Annotated in this window: 14 protein-coding genes and 1 pseudogene; 14 read left to right on the plus strand and 1 reads right to left on the minus strand. The window is 57.3% G+C overall.

All coding sequences use genetic code 11. The annotated features are described in order from the left end of the window. Positions 1 to 95: 95 nt before the first annotated feature. From fni to NYE74_RS06440, 6 genes are all read left to right on the plus strand, one after another. Entirely contained in the window at positions 96 to 1,124 is a 1,029-nt protein-coding gene (fni, locus tag NYE74_RS06415; RefSeq protein WP_036619182.1) for a type 2 isopentenyl-diphosphate Delta-isomerase, read from the plus strand. A gap of 1,079 nt (positions 1,125 to 2,203) precedes the next feature. Next, positions 2,204 to 2,776: an ECF-type riboflavin transporter substrate-binding protein gene (locus NYE74_RS06420; protein WP_036619183.1), complete on the plus strand. Its 573-nt coding sequence runs from the start codon at positions 2,204 to 2,206 to the stop codon at positions 2,774 to 2,776. Positions 2,777 to 2,792: 16 nt separating this feature from the next. Continuing rightward, a complete protein-coding gene (locus tag NYE74_RS06425; protein ID WP_036619184.1) occupies positions 2,793 to 3,281 on the plus strand; it encodes a GNAT family N-acetyltransferase in 489 nt (162 codons plus the stop codon). A 307-nt stretch (positions 3,282 to 3,588) separates the two neighbouring features. Beyond that, complete coding sequence (ychF, locus tag NYE74_RS06430; RefSeq protein ID WP_036619189.1) at positions 3,589 to 4,689, plus strand: redox-regulated ATPase YchF; 1,101 nt, start codon at positions 3,589 to 3,591, stop codon at positions 4,687 to 4,689. A 230-nt stretch (positions 4,690 to 4,919) separates the two neighbouring features. After that, on the plus strand, positions 4,920 to 5,264 hold the full coding sequence (locus NYE74_RS06435) for a TM2 domain-containing protein (RefSeq protein WP_278739630.1): 345 nt from the start codon (positions 4,920 to 4,922) through the stop codon (positions 5,262 to 5,264). Then, entirely contained in the window at positions 5,264 to 5,728 is a 465-nt protein-coding gene (locus tag NYE74_RS06440; RefSeq protein WP_051985214.1) for a TM2 domain-containing protein, read from the plus strand. Before NYE74_RS06435 ends, NYE74_RS06440 begins: the two co-directional genes overlap by 1 nt. A 94-nt stretch (positions 5,729 to 5,822) precedes the next feature. Here NYE74_RS06440 and NYE74_RS06445 read toward each other — a convergent pair whose 3' ends face one another. Continuing rightward, a complete protein-coding gene (locus NYE74_RS06445) occupies positions 5,823 to 6,704 on the minus strand; it encodes a helix-turn-helix domain-containing protein (protein WP_278739626.1) in 882 nt (293 codons plus the stop codon). A 165-nt stretch (positions 6,705 to 6,869) separates the two neighbouring features. On the opposite strand from NYE74_RS06445, the gene yiaY reads away from it, so the two are divergent. The 8 genes and pseudogenes from yiaY to NYE74_RS06485 all read left to right on the plus strand — a co-directional run bounded on the left by yiaY (position 6,870) and on the right by NYE74_RS06485 (position 16,238). Beyond that, positions 6,870 to 8,003, plus strand: coding sequence for an L-threonine dehydrogenase (gene yiaY, locus NYE74_RS06450; RefSeq protein ID WP_445323418.1), 1,134 nt, complete (start codon positions 6,870 to 6,872; stop codon positions 8,001 to 8,003). Between the two features lie 388 nt (positions 8,004 to 8,391). Further along, entirely contained in the window at positions 8,392 to 9,459 is a 1,068-nt protein-coding gene (prfA, locus tag NYE74_RS06455; RefSeq protein ID WP_124333285.1) for a peptide chain release factor 1, read from the plus strand. Between the two features lie 4 nt (positions 9,460 to 9,463). After that, a complete protein-coding gene (gene prmC / locus NYE74_RS06460) occupies positions 9,464 to 10,345 on the plus strand; it encodes a peptide chain release factor N(5)-glutamine methyltransferase (RefSeq protein WP_124333286.1) in 882 nt (293 codons plus the stop codon). 140 nt (positions 10,346 to 10,485) lie between these two features. After that, positions 10,486 to 10,761: a hypothetical protein gene (locus NYE74_RS06465; protein ID WP_051985215.1), complete on the plus strand. Its 276-nt coding sequence runs from the start codon at positions 10,486 to 10,488 to the stop codon at positions 10,759 to 10,761. Positions 10,762 to 10,988: 227 nt separating this feature from the next. Continuing rightward, complete coding sequence (locus tag NYE74_RS06470; RefSeq protein ID WP_316560628.1) at positions 10,989 to 12,188, plus strand: FtsW/RodA/SpoVE family cell cycle protein; 1,200 nt, start codon at positions 10,989 to 10,991, stop codon at positions 12,186 to 12,188. 652 nt (positions 12,189 to 12,840) lie between these two features. Then, on the plus strand, positions 12,841 to 13,569 hold the full coding sequence (gene spoIIR, locus NYE74_RS06475; RefSeq protein WP_124333288.1) for a stage II sporulation protein R: 729 nt from the start codon (positions 12,841 to 12,843) through the stop codon (positions 13,567 to 13,569). A 426-nt stretch (positions 13,570 to 13,995) separates the two neighbouring features. Further along, a pseudogene (locus NYE74_RS06480) lies at positions 13,996 to 15,293 on the plus strand (L-threonylcarbamoyladenylate synthase). A 90-nt stretch (positions 15,294 to 15,383) separates the two neighbouring features. Then, positions 15,384 to 16,238, plus strand: a complete 855-nt coding sequence (locus NYE74_RS06485; RefSeq protein WP_036619197.1) for a DUF72 domain-containing protein — start codon at positions 15,384 to 15,386, stop codon at positions 16,236 to 16,238. Positions 16,239 to 16,445: the final 207 nt, after the last annotated feature.

Below are 16,445 nucleotides of genomic sequence, written 5' to 3' on the forward strand. Positions count from 1 at the left end.
AAATGCTAGAGGCTAACCCGCTCACCGGCCGGATGACCGAAGAAAACAAAACGAACTGAGTTCACGAAAGCAAATCGCGGCAAAGGAGGCGGATTATGGAGAATACGTCCGAACGCAAAACCGAGCATATCCGCTTATGCCTGGAAGAACAGGTCAATGCGGAGGGGATCCGCACGGGATTTGAAAAATATGTGTTTCGGCATAACGCGCTGCCGGAGCTCAATTTTGACGAGATCAGCCTGAAAACGACGTTTTTGGGCGCGCCGATTCGGACGCCGCTGTTGATCAGCTCGATGACCGGAGGCAGCAAGCTGGCCGGGGAAATCAACATGCGCCTGGCCGAGGCGGCGGAGCGGCGCGGTTGGACGATGGGCGTCGGCTCGATCCGGGCCGCCGTGGAAAGGGACGAGCTGGCGCCCACGTTTGCGGTGCGGCGGTTCGCCCCGTCCATTCCGGTCATCGCCAATTTGGGCGCGGTGCAGCTGAATTACGGCTACGGCCCGGAGGACTGCAGAAGGGCGGTGGATATCGCCGGGGCGGACATGCTGGTGCTTCATCTGAACGGCTTGCAGGAGGTGTTCCAGCCGGAGGGAAACACGTCCTTCGGCGGGCTGCTGTCGCGCATCGAGCAGGTGTGCAAGGCGCTGCCGGTGCCGGTCGGCGTGAAGGAGGTCGGCTGGGGGATCGACGGCGGTACGGCAAAACGGCTGCGCGGCGCGGGCGTCGCTTTTATCGACGTCGCCGGCGCGGGCGGAACAAGCTGGAGCCAGGTCGAGAAGTTCCGCAGCGGCGATCTTGTCCGCCGCGCGGCGGCGGAAGCATTCGCGGATTGGGGCATCCCCACCGCCGAATGCATCCGCGAAGTGCGGGCGGCGGTCCCGGACGCCGCCCTGATCGGCAGCGGGGGCCTGAACACCGGCGTGGACGCGGCCAAAGCGCTGGCGCTTGGCGCGGACCTAGCCGGGTTCGGCCGGGCGCTGCTGGAACCGGCGGTGCATTCGGAGGAGCGGCTCGACGCGCTCCTGGAGCGCGTCGAGTTCGAACTGCGCACCGCCATGTTCGGCATCGGCGCCGGGAGCATACCGGCGCTGCGGAACACGGCGCGGCTCGTGCGCCGGGAGTAGGCGCACCGGCGCGCTGGATAGCCCCGCCGTGCTGGAGCGCTAGATGGCCGCGCTGTGCTGTGAGCGCTGGCTGGCCGCGCCGTGCTGGAGCGCTAGATGGCCGCGCCGTGCTGGAGCGCTAGATGGCCGCGCCGTGCTGGAGCGCTAGATGGGCCGCGCTGTTGGAGTGCTGGCTGGCTCCGCCGCGCTTAAGGCCGGCCTGCTCGGGGCCGATTGGGGTGGCGCTCCTGGTGCAGGCGGGGTTGGGCGCCCCAGGTTTAGGTTAGGAGGCCAACGCTTCGTCACAAGTCGGGCCAGCCAGCCTATGGGCTAACGTCCCTAGGGGCTCGTCTGACCCCAAAGTTGGGGGGATAGCCCCAAGCCAGAGCCTTCCTTTTAAAAATCTCGCGATTAGCGGTAATTTTTGTCGCTATTTTAATGTGAGAAGCCAAAAACCTCTGAATAACGGTAAAATTTTCACCTATTTTATTGCGAAGGGGCTGAAATCCGCACTTTTCCGGTAGCCCCTACCCAATAACGACATAAAAGTCCGCTATTTTTCTCGTGCTGCATTTTGGCGCGTAATAGAGCCCTTTTTTACCGCTATTTTTGGCGCGATGGCCATTTCCCGTAAAAGGTGCCCGGATATCTAACGGTTGCAGCAGCGGCTATTTTCCAAAAAAAGACCTTTTCTAAATTCTAACGGTTGCGAACGCCGTTATTAGCCTGGATCCGAGCAAAAATTACCGATTTTCAATGAAATAAGCAGCATGGCAACCGTTACAATTTGAAATCAACGTTCATGGAACAAATAGCGCTTGTGGCAACCGTTAGAATATTTGTGTGTGGCTAGAAAATGTATCTTGTTAGAAAACAGATTTGATGCAACGCTAGTGCGCGGCAGCGGTTAGTTCCCTATTTTTCATTGCATCTCCGTAAATTACCTATTATATTGAAGGGGAATATCGGCCTGCGGGACGGCACCCCTCCATGAAATGGCGTATATGGCGCAAACAGGCGACTGGCCGGCCAATTAACAGGAATCGAAAACCGGAATTCCCGGCTTTTCGTCTTTTTCTTTAGCACAAGGAGGAGCGATGATGAAACCATCATTGTGGGCATGGAATACAAGAACGGTGGTGGCGACCGGCATTGGGGCCGCATTGTACGGGGCGGCCAGTTGGATCAACGTCCCGATCGTGCCGGATACCCAGCTTCGGCCGGCCATCGCGCTGCTGGCGATACTCGGGGCGTTGTACGGGCCGGTCGTCGGCTTTATCGCCGGGTTTATCGGACATGTATTCAACGACCTGATTACGAGCGGCGCCGTTTGGTGGAGCTGGGCGCTGGGTTCGGGCATTACGGCGGCCTTTATGGGGTTGGTTTACATGTTCAAGGACTTCAACGCTAGAGAAGGGCGGATGAATAAAAGCCACTTGGTCCCGTTTGCCGTTTGCGGAATCGTGGGGATTTTCGTTTCCCTGACCTTTTCCGGCTTGTTCGATATCCTCGTCATGGGCGAGCCGCACGATAAAATCGTCGTGGAAGCCGTAACGGCAGGGCTCGCCAATGCCGCGGTGTTTCTCATTCTCGGTTTGCCGTCCGTATGGGCCTATGCCAAACGCAACCGGAGCAACCCGAATTTGAGCGTGGACAGAATACAAAACAAATGATAAGGCAGGGGACTTCATGGTTCAATTGATTCCTATGAGCGAAGCCGATTACCGCGGCTTCCGCAGCCGGTCGGTCCGCGATTACGCGGAGGACAAGGTGGCCGCCGGAACGTGGACGGCCGAGGACGCGCCGGCGCAGGCGGAAGCGGCGTTCCGCCGCTTTCTTCCGGACGGCGCAAATACGAAGGACGCCTACCTGTACCTTGTCCGGGACGCTTCGCGCGGGGAGGCGGTCGGGCATCTGTGGTTTAACGTCATGGAACAGGAAAAAGGGCGGATCGCTTTTATTTTGGATATTTTGATCTACGAGGAGCATCAAGGCCAAGGCTACGGCAAAAGGACGATGGCCGCGCTGGAAGAAGAGGTTCGCCGGCTGGGCCTGGACACCATTTCGCTGCACGTCTTTGGCCACAATCAAAGAGCCTTCGAATTGTACCGGAAGATGGGGTACGAAGTGACGGACATCCAGATGACCAAAGTTTTGGCGGGGGAACCCGAGGCCTGACGGACGGTAACGAGTTTGGGCGAAGGGAAAACGGTCAGCGAACTAAAGGCAACTAGGCAAGCGTCCGGCTGACAGGTTTGACCGGTACACCTGACCGGAGCGCCTAAACGCCGGATTCAACCGGCAGCCACGGCCCGGAGCCTTGTCCCGACAGATCGACTGCCAGGCCCAACCGGCAGGCCGTACGGCTGGACGGAGTATGCCGCCAAACCGCCGGTTTTCGGGATGTCCTTGAAATATCTCCGGCGTATCGGTACTATGGTTGAAGGAAGATGAGCAATTACATGAATGAGGAGTTGTCATAAATATGGCTTTAAAGGCTGGCATTGTGGGCCTTCCGAACGTCGGAAAATCCACATTGTTTAACGCGATTACCCAAGCGGGGGCGGAATCCGCAAACTACCCGTTTTGCACGATCGATCCGAACGTCGGCGTGGTGGAGGTGCCGGATGAGCGGCTCGATAAGCTGACGGAGATGGTAACCCCGAACCGCACGGTGCCGACGGCGTTTGAATTTGTCGATATCGCCGGACTGGTGCGCGGAGCAAGCAAAGGCGAGGGGCTCGGCAACAAGTTCCTGGCCCACATCCGCGAAGTCGATGCGATCGTGCACGTCGTCCGCTGCTTTGAGGATGAAAATATTACCCACGTCGAAGGCAAGGTCAACCCGATCAATGACATCCAGACAATCAATCTGGAGCTGATTTTGGCCGATGTGGAAAGCGTGGAAAAAAGAATCGAACGCGCCCGCAAAAATATGAAAGGCGGCAATAAGCAATACGCCCAGGAAGTCGAGGTGCTGGAACGGATCAAGGAGGCGCTCTACAACGACCAGCCGGCGCGCAGCGTGGAGCTTACGGATGAAGAGAAGCTGCTCGTGCGCGATCTGCATCTGCTTACGGTCAAGCCGGTGCTGTACGCGGCGAACGTCAGCGAAGACGGTGTGGCCGACGCGGACAACAACCCGTATGTGCAGCAGGTGAAAGAATTCGCCGCGGCGGAAGGCGCCGAAGTTGTGCCGATCAGCGCCAAGGTGGAAGCGGAAATCGCCGAGCTCGACGGCGAGGACAAAGCGATGTTCCTGGAAGAGCTCGGGCTCAAGTCCTCCGGGTTGGACCGTCTGATCCAGGCCGCATACCGGCTGCTCGGCTTGTATACGTACTTCACCGCCGGCGTGCAGGAGGTCCGCGCCTGGACGATCCGTAAAGGCACAAAGGCCCCGGGGGCGGCGGGCGTTATCCACTCCGATTTTGAGCGCGGCTTTATTCGGGCCGAGGTCGTATCCTATGAGGATCTTGTCGCCGCCGGTTCGATGAACGCCGCCCGCGAACGCGGCCAGCTGCGCCTGGAAGGCAAAGACTACGTCGTTCAGGACGGAGACATCATGCATTTCCGTTTTAACGTATAATGTAAATTCGGGCTGGCGGAAGCCTTCAAGTCGCTTGTTCAAGCGGATTTGAAGGCTTTTTGAATTTCCGCAGCAAAGAGACTGCGAATTTGTCTTTAAGGAAGATTTACCTAGGTCCTTCGATTTAAGCGCGGAAATGGGAAAAATTTGTATTGTTTTGCTCAAAAGCTATGAGTATACTGGAGTCAGCTTTGGCTTTATTTATCGATTAGGAGGAGTTTTTTGTGAGTATGGATTACTTGATGTCCAGAAAAAGCCAGTTGGACACCCGGGAGCTGCTGCTTCTTGAATCCGAAGTGAAGGCCCAGGGGAAAAACATGGTGGTGGCTTATGTTCTGTGGTATTTCCTGGGGGTGTTCGGAGGTCATCGTTTCTATATGGGACGGACCGGTTCGGCGGTAGCCCAGTTGATTTTGTCGCTTACGTTTATCGGATTGGCCGTCACGTCCATCTGGTGGATCGTTGACGCTTTCCTCGTGCACACTTGGGTAAAACAACACAATGCGGAAGTGGAAAACCGTTTGATCGACAAAATTTTTTATGACCGCGGCAGATCTCCGGAGTACCCTATCTAATGGCGCTGACGAAAAACGATCTGTCCACGAATGAATTGCTTGTGCTGAACCTGGAAATGAACAAGCGGGAAAAGTCTTTGGTGCTTGCGTATCTCATGCTGCTGGTAGGCCATCTGGGCGTTCACCGTTTTTATCTGAAAAAAATCGCTACGGGAATCGTCCAGCTCTGCCTGTCTGTTCTTGCGTTTGTGTTTTACTTTGTGTTTGCGATCGCGGCGGGCATCGAAAGCGTGGAGTCGCCCGACAGCATGGGATCGCTGGTGTTCCTGATTCCCGTTGTTCTTTTTGGTCTGGCCCTCACCGTATGGGTTATCGTAGACGCTTGCCTGCTTCCGGGGATGGTCCGGGAGTGGAATGCGCGGCTTGAGAACCAGCTGATCGCTCAAATCGCCGCGGCCCGGTCCGCTGGCCGGCCCGGTGATGCGGAACAGCCGCAGCCGAACGGAATTGACCTGACAAAGTGATGGAGCGTAAGCTTGAATCTTATATTGAATAAGCTTGAAGAAGGACGCCGGATGGCGTCTTTCTTTTTTTGTACAAATTTTCCTGCGGCTTTCGTCAGGAAGAACTCGGACCGTGTCCTGTACGCGTTTGCCGATTCAACTGGTACTGCTTCGGGGTGATGCCGTACTTTTTTTTGAACAGGGCGATAAAGTGGGAGATGTTTTCGTAGTTCAAATTGTACGCCACTTCCGTAACCGTTTGCGTTTGCAGCAGCGAGCGCGCCAAAATCATTTTCTGATTGGTGATATATTCATGGGGTGTAAGCCCGGTGATCCGCTTGAACATATGCGTAAAATGGGTGTGCGACATATTGTAATTATCGGCGAGATCTTTGACATGCCGGATGGCCGGCAGATGCTCGCGAATATCCCGGATGGCGCGAAAAACGGGGTGCTTGCTGTCACTGCGCAGGCACTTGGCGCAGATTTGGCGGCGCAGCAAATGATAAGCCATCTCCTGGGCGGCCAGATCGATCAGGAACCGGTTGTCTTCCCGGCCGGATCTTAGATACCGGCGCATCCGGGCGACGGTTTCCGCAACCAAGGCGGCCTCCCCCGGCCGGCACAACACGACCTCTTCCGGCCCGGAATCCTCCGTAAGGTCGAACTCTTCCGCGACCGTATCCTTTACCCGCTCGATCAACTCCCCGCTCAGCTCGAAGACCAGCGCTTTGGTCGGGGCTTGAATCGTCATCTCTACGGACGAGCCCGGCGGCAGCAGGATCATCTCTTCGGACCCGTATGCGAACCGGTCGGCCCCGTTGATGCCGACTTCCTTCTTTCCTTCGAGAATCGTGCAAAGCTTCGAGCATTCGTAGGAAGTGTACTTTTCCTCATAAGCCTCGGGCAAATCATAATATAGAATCCGAATGAACTCGGTTTCAAAGCCGTAATGCAGTTCGTCATAACGATCAAAACGATGCAGGCATTTTTCCATCCCGATCACCCTTTAGCTTAAAATTCCGATTATTTTCCCGCAGAAAGCGTTAGTTTTCATCCGCCGCAGCGCGGTATTTTTAGTTTGACAAGCCTAAGCTGCTTACATTATTGACAAAAATCAAAATCTGACGAGGTGGTTGTTGTGGCCAACAAAACGAAGTTCATGATGCCCCCGATGAGCCTGATGGGCTCAGGCGCCCTTGAGGATCTGGGGAAGGAAATTCACAGATTGGGCTTTGAAAAAGCGCTGATCGTGACCGACGGGCCTTTGGTCAAAATCGGCATGGTTGAGAAAGTAACGCAAATTCTTGAACCGCTCGGGATACAACATGCGGTTTTCAGCGGGACTCAGCCCAACCCGACCGTTTCCAACGTCAAAGACGGCCTTGCCCTGCTTGAACGAGAAAATTGCGATTTCGTCGTTTCGCTTGGCGGCGGATCGCCCCATGATTGCGCCAAAGCGATCGCGCTGGTCGCCGCCAACGGCGGCGAAATCGGGGATTATGAGGGCGTGGATAAATCCGAACGTCCGGCGCTGCCGCTGATTGCGGTCAACACGACGGCGGGAACGGCCAGCGAAATGACGATGTTTTGCATTATTACGGACGAGAAACGCCAGATCAAAATGGCGATCGTTGACAAACATACGACGCCGCTCATTGCCGTCAACGATCCCGACCTGATGATGGCCATGCCGAAATCGCTCACCGCGGCCACCGGCATGGATGCGCTGACCCACGCGATTGAAGCTTACGTATCGAACAGCGCGACGCCGATCACGGATGCTTGCGCTCTGCAGGCCATCGCGCTGATCCGCGACTATCTGCCGCGCGCCTATGACGATGGAAACGATGCGGAAGCGCGCGACCGGATGGCTTATGCCGAATTCCTCGCCGGGATGGCGTTCAACAACGCCGGCCTCGGCTATGTGCACGCCATGGCGCACCAGCTTGGCGGCTTCTACGATTTGCCGCACGGCGTGTGCAACGCGGTGCTGCTGCCGCATGTGGAGCGGTTTAACGCCAAGGTATGCGCCGCGCGTCTGAGCGACGTTGCGCGCACGCTCGGTAAACGCGTAGACGGCCTAGGCCCGGAAACGGGCGCGGATGCCGCTATCCGCGCCATCGAAGAACTGGCCCGGCGCGTCGGCATTCCTTCGGGGCTGCGCGAGCTTGGCGTAAAGCCGGAAGATTTCGACGTTTTGGCCGAAAACGCTCTCAAGGACGCCTGCGGCGCCACCAACCCGGTTCAAGCCACGCATGAAGAAATCAAGGGAATTTTTGCCCAGGCCATGTAAGACCCGATGCTAGATATAAAAAGTATGAGTCTTGTTATTTTTTTCACTTGTACTCATTGTACTAATAGTTGCTGCAACCGACAAGAAACGGAAGGACAAAATCCGACCGGATAAACTGATAATTGTTACAGGAAGGATAGCTGCATGTAGCTTATTGGCGGTAGTGGCGGCGCTTACTGCATTAATATTTTGTGAAAAACAAGGACGCTTACACCGGGGAGTTTATCCTGGTAAGCGTCTTTTTTGTGCGACGGAGCGGATATTAAGGTTGGTTATTTTCGTTGTGATATGATATAATAAAAAGTCGTTTATCCATTTTATAGTCTTTGACTAAAGGCGGGATAAGCGGGCTTTTTCAGGAAATTGTGAGATAAGAGAGGTGATTTCCTTGTTGGACCGACTACAATCCCTAGCCGACCGGTACGAGAAGCTGAGCGAGCTGCTCTGCGATCCGGACGTGGCGAATGACGCAAAGCGACTGCGGGATTATTCCAAAGAACAATCGGATTTACAGCCGGCTTATGAGGCGTACACCGAATATAAACAAGTAATCGGCGAGTTGGAAGCGGCCAAGGCGCTGCAAGCCGAGAAGCTGGACGACGAGATGCGCGAAATGGTGAAGATGGAAATCGAGGAGCTGACCGCGCGCCAGCAGGCTTTGGAGGAAAAAATCCGCGTTTTACTGCTGCCCAAGGACCCGAATGACGATAAAAACGTAATCGTGGAAATCCGCGGCGCCGCAGGCGGAGACGAAGCGGCCTTGTTCGCGGCGGATTTGTACCGCATGTACACCCGCTACGCCGATTCTCAGGGCTGGCGCGTCGAATTGATGGATATGAACGAAAGCGACCTCGGCGGCTTTAAAGAGGTCATCTTCATGATCAACGGCCGCGGCGCGTACAGCAAGCTGAAATACGAAAGCGGGGCGCATCGCGTGCAGCGCATCCCCGCTACGGAGTCCGGCGGACGGATTCATACGTCGACCTCGACGGTGGCGGTGCTGCCGGAAGTCGAGGACGTCGACATCGAAATTTTGGATAAAGATATCCGCGTCGACACGTTTTGTTCCAGCGGCGCCGGCGGCCAATCGGTCAACACGACGAAGTCGGCCGTGCGGGTGACGCATATTCCGACGGGCATCGTGGCGACCTGCCAGGACGGCAAATCGCAAAACTCCAACAAAGAAAAGGCGCTGCAGGTGCTGCGCGCCCGCATCTTCGACATGAAGCGGCAGGAAGAGGAAGCGAAATACGCCGGCGAGCGGAAAAGCAAGGTCGGCACCGGGGACCGCAGCGAGCGGATCCGGACGTACAACTTCCCGCAAAGCCGGGTCACGGATCATCGCATCGGCTTGACTCTGCACAAGCTGGATCAGGTCATGAACGGCGAGATCGACGAGATCGTGTCCGCGCTGACGATCGCCGAACAGGCGGAATTGATGGAAAAAGGAGTATAATAGATTGAACAGTGAAGGATATCGGTTATCCGGAGCGATCAGCATTTGGGAAGCCCGCAAAGAGGCTTCTTCTTTTTTAGCGGCGGCGGGTGTGCGTGAGCCGGAGTCCAATGCCGAGCTGCTGCTGCGGCATGTGCTTGGCCTGCCCGGGGCGGCGTATTTGGCCGCGCTGCGCGAACCGTTCCCGGCGGACAAACAGGACGCCTGGGAGGAGGTTATCCGCCGCAAAGCGGCGGGCGAGCCGGCGCAGTACATTATCGGGGAACAGGAATTTTACGGCCTGACCTTTCAGGTCGCGCCGGCCGTGCTGATTCCCCGCCCGGAAACGGAGCTGCTCGTCGAGCGCATCGCCGTCGAGGGCGACGCGCTGTGGCCCGGCGGCGCGCCTTACGCCGCCGATATCGGCACCGGCAGCGGGGCGATCGCCGCTGCCCTGGCCCATCTGCGCCCGGCGTGGCGCATCGCGGCGAGCGATATCTCGCCGGACGCTCTCGCGGTGGCGCGGGACAATGTCCGGCGGCTCGGCCTGACGGTGGAGTTCAAGCGGGGGAACCTGCTTGAACCGTTTGCCGGCGAGCCGCTGGACATCGTGGTGTCGAACCCGCCGTATATTCCGGCGGGGGACATCCCGCACCTTCAGCCCGAAGTGCGGGACTACGAGCCGCGCGGCGCGCTTGACGGCGGTCCGGACGGGCTGGCGCCCTACCGGGCCATGCTGGCGCAGCTCGCGCTGCTGCCGAGGCCGCCTCGCCTGATCGGCTTCGAGCTCGGCCTGGGCCAGGCCGCCGCGGTCGCGGACATGCTCCGCGCGGCGGGCCATTGGCGGGAAATCGTCACGATTCCCGACCTGGCCGGCATCGACCGCCACGTGATCGGGATCGGCTAAGGCGGCCGAGCTGAGACGAACGAACAAGCCCGGTCCGGCCAGGCGAGCTAAAAAGGCGAATCTTCTCCTTCAATCGTCGCTACCACATGTAAAGTAGATTCATAGATTGTGGTATACCACGAAAAGGAGGAGATTCATTTATGCCAGTCACTTTAACGTTTCCTTATTCGCAAGCGGCCGGAGTCGGCCGGGGGTATTTTGTGGCCGCGGACGCTCCGGGGGCTGCCGGGATCGTTACGGTAGCTAGTACGACCGGCGACGTGGAACTGCGCATCACCCGCTACAACGCTCCCGATTTTGTCGCCACCGTCACTTCCGGTACGACGTTTTCGGTAAGCATCGGCAACATCCAAACGATCGGTATTTTGGCGCTGCAAACCGCAACCGGTACGCTGTCGCTGATTACGAACGTCTAATCTCTTCTCCGCCGTCTGCCGGGAGGGCGCCGACGATCAAATCGCCGGCGCCCTTTCCCGTTTTATGGCGTATCGGCGGCAAGACGCCGCAGTACTTATGTAGGATTTTATTGGCATACGGGAACATTTGTGCTTTTATGCGGATTCTTTTACAGTATAATAAGGGATAAGAGCTGCTTCAGGTAAATAGACGGTGTTATTAGCCATCAAAGGAAAAGAGGATGAACGTGCTGAGCAAACTCAAAAAGATCGACTACACGATTGTGTTTATTTTGCTGCTGCTGATGGCGATCAGCATCACGGTGCTGTACAGCGCTACCTCGCATACCCAATACCACGGTTACCATCTTCGTATGCTGGCCTATTATGCGCTGGGGTTTGCCGCGTTTTTCGGGTTTGCCGTTCTGGACTACCGCCTGCTTATGAAGTATGCGCCTTATTTATACTTGTTCGGATTCGGGCTGCTCGTCGTAGTAATGTTCATCGGCAACACTTACTACAACGCCACCGGCTGGATTACGATTCCGGTAATCCAACAGAGCTTTCAACCGGCGGAATTTTTTAAACTGCTCCTGGTTGTTTTTCTCGGTTTCATGCTGCTGCGCAAGCGGAAGCCGCGCCTTTCGTTCTGGCGCGATGTGGTGCCGATCTGTCTATTGACGTTTATTCCGTTTCTGGCGGTCATGGCGCAAAACGACCTCGGGAACGCGCTCAGCTACGTGGTGATCCTGGCCGGGATGCTCTGGATCGGCAACATTAAATATACGCATGCGCTGATTGCCTTGGCGATTTTTGCCGGTACGGTTTTCGGCGGGATTACCGCCTACAAGACTTACCATGACCAGGTATACAACTTCTTCGTAGAGATCGGCCGGGAGCATTGGATCAACCGGATCGACCCGTGGCTGATGCCGGAAAAAGCGTCGGAAGACGCTTCCTACCATACGAGAAACGCCAAACTGGCCATCGCTTCCGGGGGAATGACCGGGGAAGGGTACATGAAGGGCGAGACCGTGCAATCGGAGCGCGTGCCGCTGACATATTCGGACTCCATCTTCGTCGTGATCGCCGAGGAGTTCGGTTTTCTCGGCAGTTCGGTGCTGCTTCTGCTTTATTTTGTGCTGATCCACCGGCTGATTCTGATTTCTCTGGAATGCCGCGACACCGGCGGCCCCTATCTAATCGTCGGCATCGTCGCGATGCTGCTGTACCAGATTTTCGAAAATATCGGGATGTTTATCGGACTTATGCCGCTTACGGGTATCACCTTGCCTTTTATCAGCTACGGCGGTACCTCGCTGCTGATCAATATGGCGAGCATCGGAGTGGCGATGAGCATCCGCATCCACGGCCATGAAAAGGAAGAGGAGAACAATATCCCTTCCGACCGGTACGCTTCCTTGAAAGCCAAGAGCAGTATGGAGTGAACTGATTGTACATCTGAAGAAAATAGCGGGATTTTTGGGATCAGTGCTACGGTGCCTCGCCTCTGTCGAAACGATTTATGGTTTGGGGCGGAATCCGAAAGCGGCCGGCCCCGGAAATTCCGCTATATTATTTTGGCTCAAAACCGAGATCAGTGCTTGACAAAATATGTCTATAGCGTTTGTGTCTGAGTATCCCTGCATGCTGCTTTGCACGATTATTCCTTTTGTTCAGGGGGAGAGGGTGGGGGCAAATCACGGTCCTTTCATTTTTTCCGGTGTCTTGCCCTATTCCTCCCGTCAGGTCTGCTTCACTTCTCCTAAACCTCCTGCTCACAAACCTGTCTAACGATCTCGAACTAATGATCTCGAACATGTCTGCTTCTCCCAAACCTATTTTCTTCTCTTGAAATTATCTTCCTCTCTTATATTCCTCTCTGCTTCCGGATCAAACGGGATAATCGTGCAAAGCGTCCGGACAGCGGATATTGAACTGCTGATATTTCATGCCACGATCGGTTAGCGGCTTGGCTATCAAAGCGCTGATTATTAGGTTGAGCCATTATTTTTTCATAGATTAATAGGTTTACATCTCTCTTAACCGGACATACTGGTAGACATCGGCATAAAGGATTCGGTTAAGGGGAGAACGGACATGACTAAAGACAGACCTTATATTCGCAATTTTGCGCTTATGGTTTTCAGTTTGGCGATGCTGCTTATGTCCTGGGAAGGGCAGGCTAACGATACCGCGGCGGCTGCGGGGCTAATCCCGCAGGATTCAATCCGGCTGCGCATTCTGGCGAATTCGGACGGCGCGGGCGACCAGATCGTAAAACGGAAGGTGCGCGATGCCGTCGTGGAGCAAATGAACGGCTGGGTCGCCCGGCTGGATCAGCCGCAAAGCCTGGAAGAAGCGCGGCGCATCATTCGCGACAATTTGCCGGCCATCGAGGAGCAGGTAGGGGAAACGCTGAAGGAAAGCGGGAAAAACTACGATTACAAAGTGGAGCTTGGGGTTGTGCCGTTTCCGACGAAAATGTACGGCGGCGCCGTCTACCCGGCGGGCGATTACGAAGCGCTGCGCGTCACGCTCGGCGAGGGCAAGGGCAAAAACTGGTGGTGCGTGCTGTTTCCTCCGCTTTGCTTCATCGACGCCGGCAGCGGGGATGCGCTGGCTGGGGGCGGAAAAACGGCAGCTACGACGACGGCGGCAGCGGCGAAAGGCGCTTCGGACAAAGCGGGCTTAGCGGCTGCTGCCGGCGGCGGTGTCGGCGCGGACTCGGCAGCCTCGCCCGTAGAGCCGGAGCAAGTCGAGGTGCGGTTTTTCTTATGGGACATGCTGACCAAGTTAGGGGGCTGGGTTACGGGTTTGTTTGCCTGAACCATGGACTGATGATAATAGTAAAAAACGGCCGTACGGAGCGTATCGTACGGTTTTTTTGCGTTTCTCGGCTTGACCGAGCGATTCTGATTGGATAAATCCAATAGATTTAGAAATATGTTGATTGATACAGCAATTGGATTGGATTTTTCCATTAGATTCAGTTCGGCGAAGCGTAAAACGGGGGATTTGAAGAAATCTATTGGATATTTCCAATGGGAGCTTCAAATGGCATAGGTTAACGCCAATCTATTGGATTTTTCCAATGTGAAGTGGGGGAAGATTGGGTTGCGGGGAATTTGGGCGGGTGTGTAAACCGCGAAAGATTCGCCGAAGCCGTAAACATGTAATTCGTTGCTGCGTACTATGCTCCGGGACGTGATCGGGTATAATAGAAGAATAACTTGAAGTTAGGACGCGATACGAATGGATAGACAGAAACATGTGGATCGGGCGAGCCGGGAGGGAAAAGCAGATTCCGCCGCCGGACGGACGGCGGAACACCGGACGGTGCCGGCGGACAAGCCCCAATCGGGGACAGCGGGGGCCGGGGAAGTACGGCCAACCCGCTGGTGGAAGGTCGCTTCCACCTGGGCGGCTGCCGATCAACAAATAAAAGCGGCGGCTATAGGTGCTCAAACCGTTGGCGCTGGCCAACCCGCTTCGGTCCCGGCTGCCCAGGCCGCGCGGGACGCCGAGGCTTTGGCTGAAGCGGCCGCGGTGCTGGCGGCCGGGGGGACGGTGGCGTTTCCGACGGAGACGGTGTACGGGCTGGGTGCGGATGCACGGAACACGAAGGCGGTAGAGGCGATTTTTGCCGCCAAAGGCCGCCCTTCGGACAATCCGCTAATCGTGCACATCGCGTCCATGAGCCAGCTGGAGGGGCTCGTTACGGAGGTAAACGAGACCGCGCGGAAGCTCATGGAGGCGTTTTGGCCCGGGCCGCTGACGCTGGTGCTGCCCGCGGCCCCGGCGCCGTCTCGCCCCGCGTGACGGCGGGGCTGGATACCGTGGGCGTGCGCATGCCCGCCCACGACGTGGCGCTGCGGCTGATCGCCGCAGCGGGGTGCCCGGTGGCGGGGCCCAGCGCCAACCGGTCGGGCCGCCCGAGCCCCACGTTGGCAAGCCACGTGGGCGAGGACCTGTCCGGCCGGATCGACGGCATCGTCGACGGCGGGCCCACGGGGGTGGGCCTGGAGTCGACGGTGGTGGAAGCCGGCCGTGACGGCACCGTGACCGTGCTCCGCCCGGGCGGGATCACGGCGGAACAAATCGCCCGCGTGACGGGCGCGGGCGTGAAGCTTGACGCCGCCCTGCGCGAGGCGGGCGGCGGTGCGGACAGCCCGGCGCCGCGCGCGCCGGGCATGAAGTACACCCATTATGCGCCGCAAGGGGTAATGCGCATCGTGAGCGGGGCCGCAGACCGCGTGGCGGCCCGCATTCAGGCCGAGCTGGCGGCGGCCTCGGCGCGCGGGGAGAAGACGGGCGTGCTCGCCTTCGACGAGCGTCTCCCGTCCTACCGCGCCGACTGCTCGCTTTCGCTCGGCAGCGAAACCGAGCTCGCGGCGGCGGCGCACCGCCTGTACGCGGCGCTCCGCCGCTTCGACGAATGCGGCGTCACTTATATTCTCGCCGAGTCCTGTCCCGAGGAGGGACTCGGCGCCGCAGTGATGAACCGGCTGCTGAAAGCGGCCGGACACCGCGTCATCGACGCCGGCGAATGAATAAGCCGACGAACGGTAGAAATACCTGCGACTGAGAATGCCCGCGAACGGAAGTCAACTGCCGGCGCATAGGAAAGGCTGGGATGAAGCATGATCAAGATCGGGCTGTCCGGCTGGGGCGATCACGACGATTTATACCCTCCCCGGACGCCGGCCAGGGACAAGCTGGCCTGGTATGCCCGCTACTTTTCCCTGGTGGAGGTGGACAGCGCCTTTTACGCCGTGCTTGGCACGGATGTGTACCGGCGCTGGCTGGCTGAGACGCCGGCGGATATGACCTTTATTCTCAAGGCGTACCAGGGGATGACCGGGCATTCCCGGGGCAAAACGAATTACGGCGGACCGGGCGAAATGTTCCAGGCTTACCTGGATTCGATTCAGCCGGTCGTGGAGGCCGGCCGTCTCACGGCGGTGCTGTTTCAATTTCCGCCCTGGTTCGACTGCAGCCCGGAGCATGTCCGCCAACTGCGCGCCGTTCGCAAGTGGATGGGACGGCTCCCGCTGGCGCTGGAGTTTCGCCATCAAAGCTGGTTTGCGAAGGAGACGCGGGAGCGCACGCTGGCGTTTATGCGGGAAGAGGGCTGGATTCATGTCGTTTGCGACGAGCCCCAGTCCGGTCAGGGTTCGGTGCCGACGGTGCTGGAGCCAACCGCTCCGGACCTGACGCTGGTCCGCTTGCACGGCCGCAATGCTGCCGGTTGGAGCCAAAGCGGATCGCCCCGTTGGCGGGAGCTCCGCAATTTGTACCGCTACTCGCGCGAAGAGTTGTTGGAATGGCGGGACATGCTTTCGGAGCTGTCCGGGAAAGGCACGCGGGAAATCGGCATGATTTTCAACAACAACTCCGGGGGCGATGCCGCGGGAAATGCGCTGGAGATGATGGAGATCCTCGGCCTAAGGCCGCGCGCGCTACCGCCCAGACAGCTGGATCTATTCGATGTATAAAGAGGTAGTTCAAAAAGCTAGCTTTTGAAGATATAAGAAAGAATGGACGTCGGAGCCTCAGCTTCCTTATATCGCAAGAAAAACAACCGCTAAACGCGGTCTGTCTCCCTAGAAATGTACATCGATAGAAATTTTCCTTATCACGAAGTAGAACTATGTTTTTGAACCCGCACTATAACTGACAGAATCACAAGCGCCAGGCGCCCG

Origin of the sequence: Paenibacillus sp. FSL P4-0127, from assembly GCF_038007325.1 — a bacterium.
Lineage (GTDB): Bacteria > Bacillota > Bacilli > Paenibacillales > Paenibacillaceae > Fontibacillus > Fontibacillus macerans.

What these genes read in the sequence shown, in the direction of transcription:
- yiaY (WP_445323418.1), top strand. Translation starts at nt 6,870, where the DNA reads ATGATGCCCCCGATGAGCCTGATGGGCTCAGGCGCCCTTGAGGATCTG.
- fni (WP_036619182.1), top strand. Translation starts at nt 96, where the DNA reads ATGGAGAATACGTCCGAACGCAAAACCGAGCATATCCGCTTATGCCTG.
- NYE74_RS06425 (WP_036619184.1), top strand. Translation starts at nt 2,793, where the DNA reads ATGGTTCAATTGATTCCTATGAGCGAAGCCGATTACCGCGGCTTCCGC.
- NYE74_RS06440 (WP_051985214.1), top strand. Translation starts at nt 5,264, where the DNA reads ATGGCGCTGACGAAAAACGATCTGTCCACGAATGAATTGCTTGTGCTG.
- NYE74_RS06435 (WP_278739630.1), top strand. Translation starts at nt 4,920, where the DNA reads ATGGATTACTTGATGTCCAGAAAAAGCCAGTTGGACACCCGGGAGCTG.
- NYE74_RS06420 (WP_036619183.1), top strand. Translation starts at nt 2,204, where the DNA reads ATGAAACCATCATTGTGGGCATGGAATACAAGAACGGTGGTGGCGACC.
- spoIIR (WP_124333288.1), top strand. Translation starts at nt 12,841, where the DNA reads ATGACTAAAGACAGACCTTATATTCGCAATTTTGCGCTTATGGTTTTC.
- NYE74_RS06445 (WP_278739626.1), bottom strand. Translation starts at nt 6,704, where the DNA reads ATGGAAAAATGCCTGCATCGTTTTGATCGTTATGACGAACTGCATTAC.
- NYE74_RS06485 (WP_036619197.1), top strand. Translation starts at nt 15,384, where the DNA reads ATGATCAAGATCGGGCTGTCCGGCTGGGGCGATCACGACGATTTATAC.
- NYE74_RS06465 (WP_051985215.1), top strand. Translation starts at nt 10,486, where the DNA reads ATGCCAGTCACTTTAACGTTTCCTTATTCGCAAGCGGCCGGAGTCGGC.
- ychF (WP_036619189.1), top strand. Translation starts at nt 3,589, where the DNA reads ATGGCTTTAAAGGCTGGCATTGTGGGCCTTCCGAACGTCGGAAAATCC.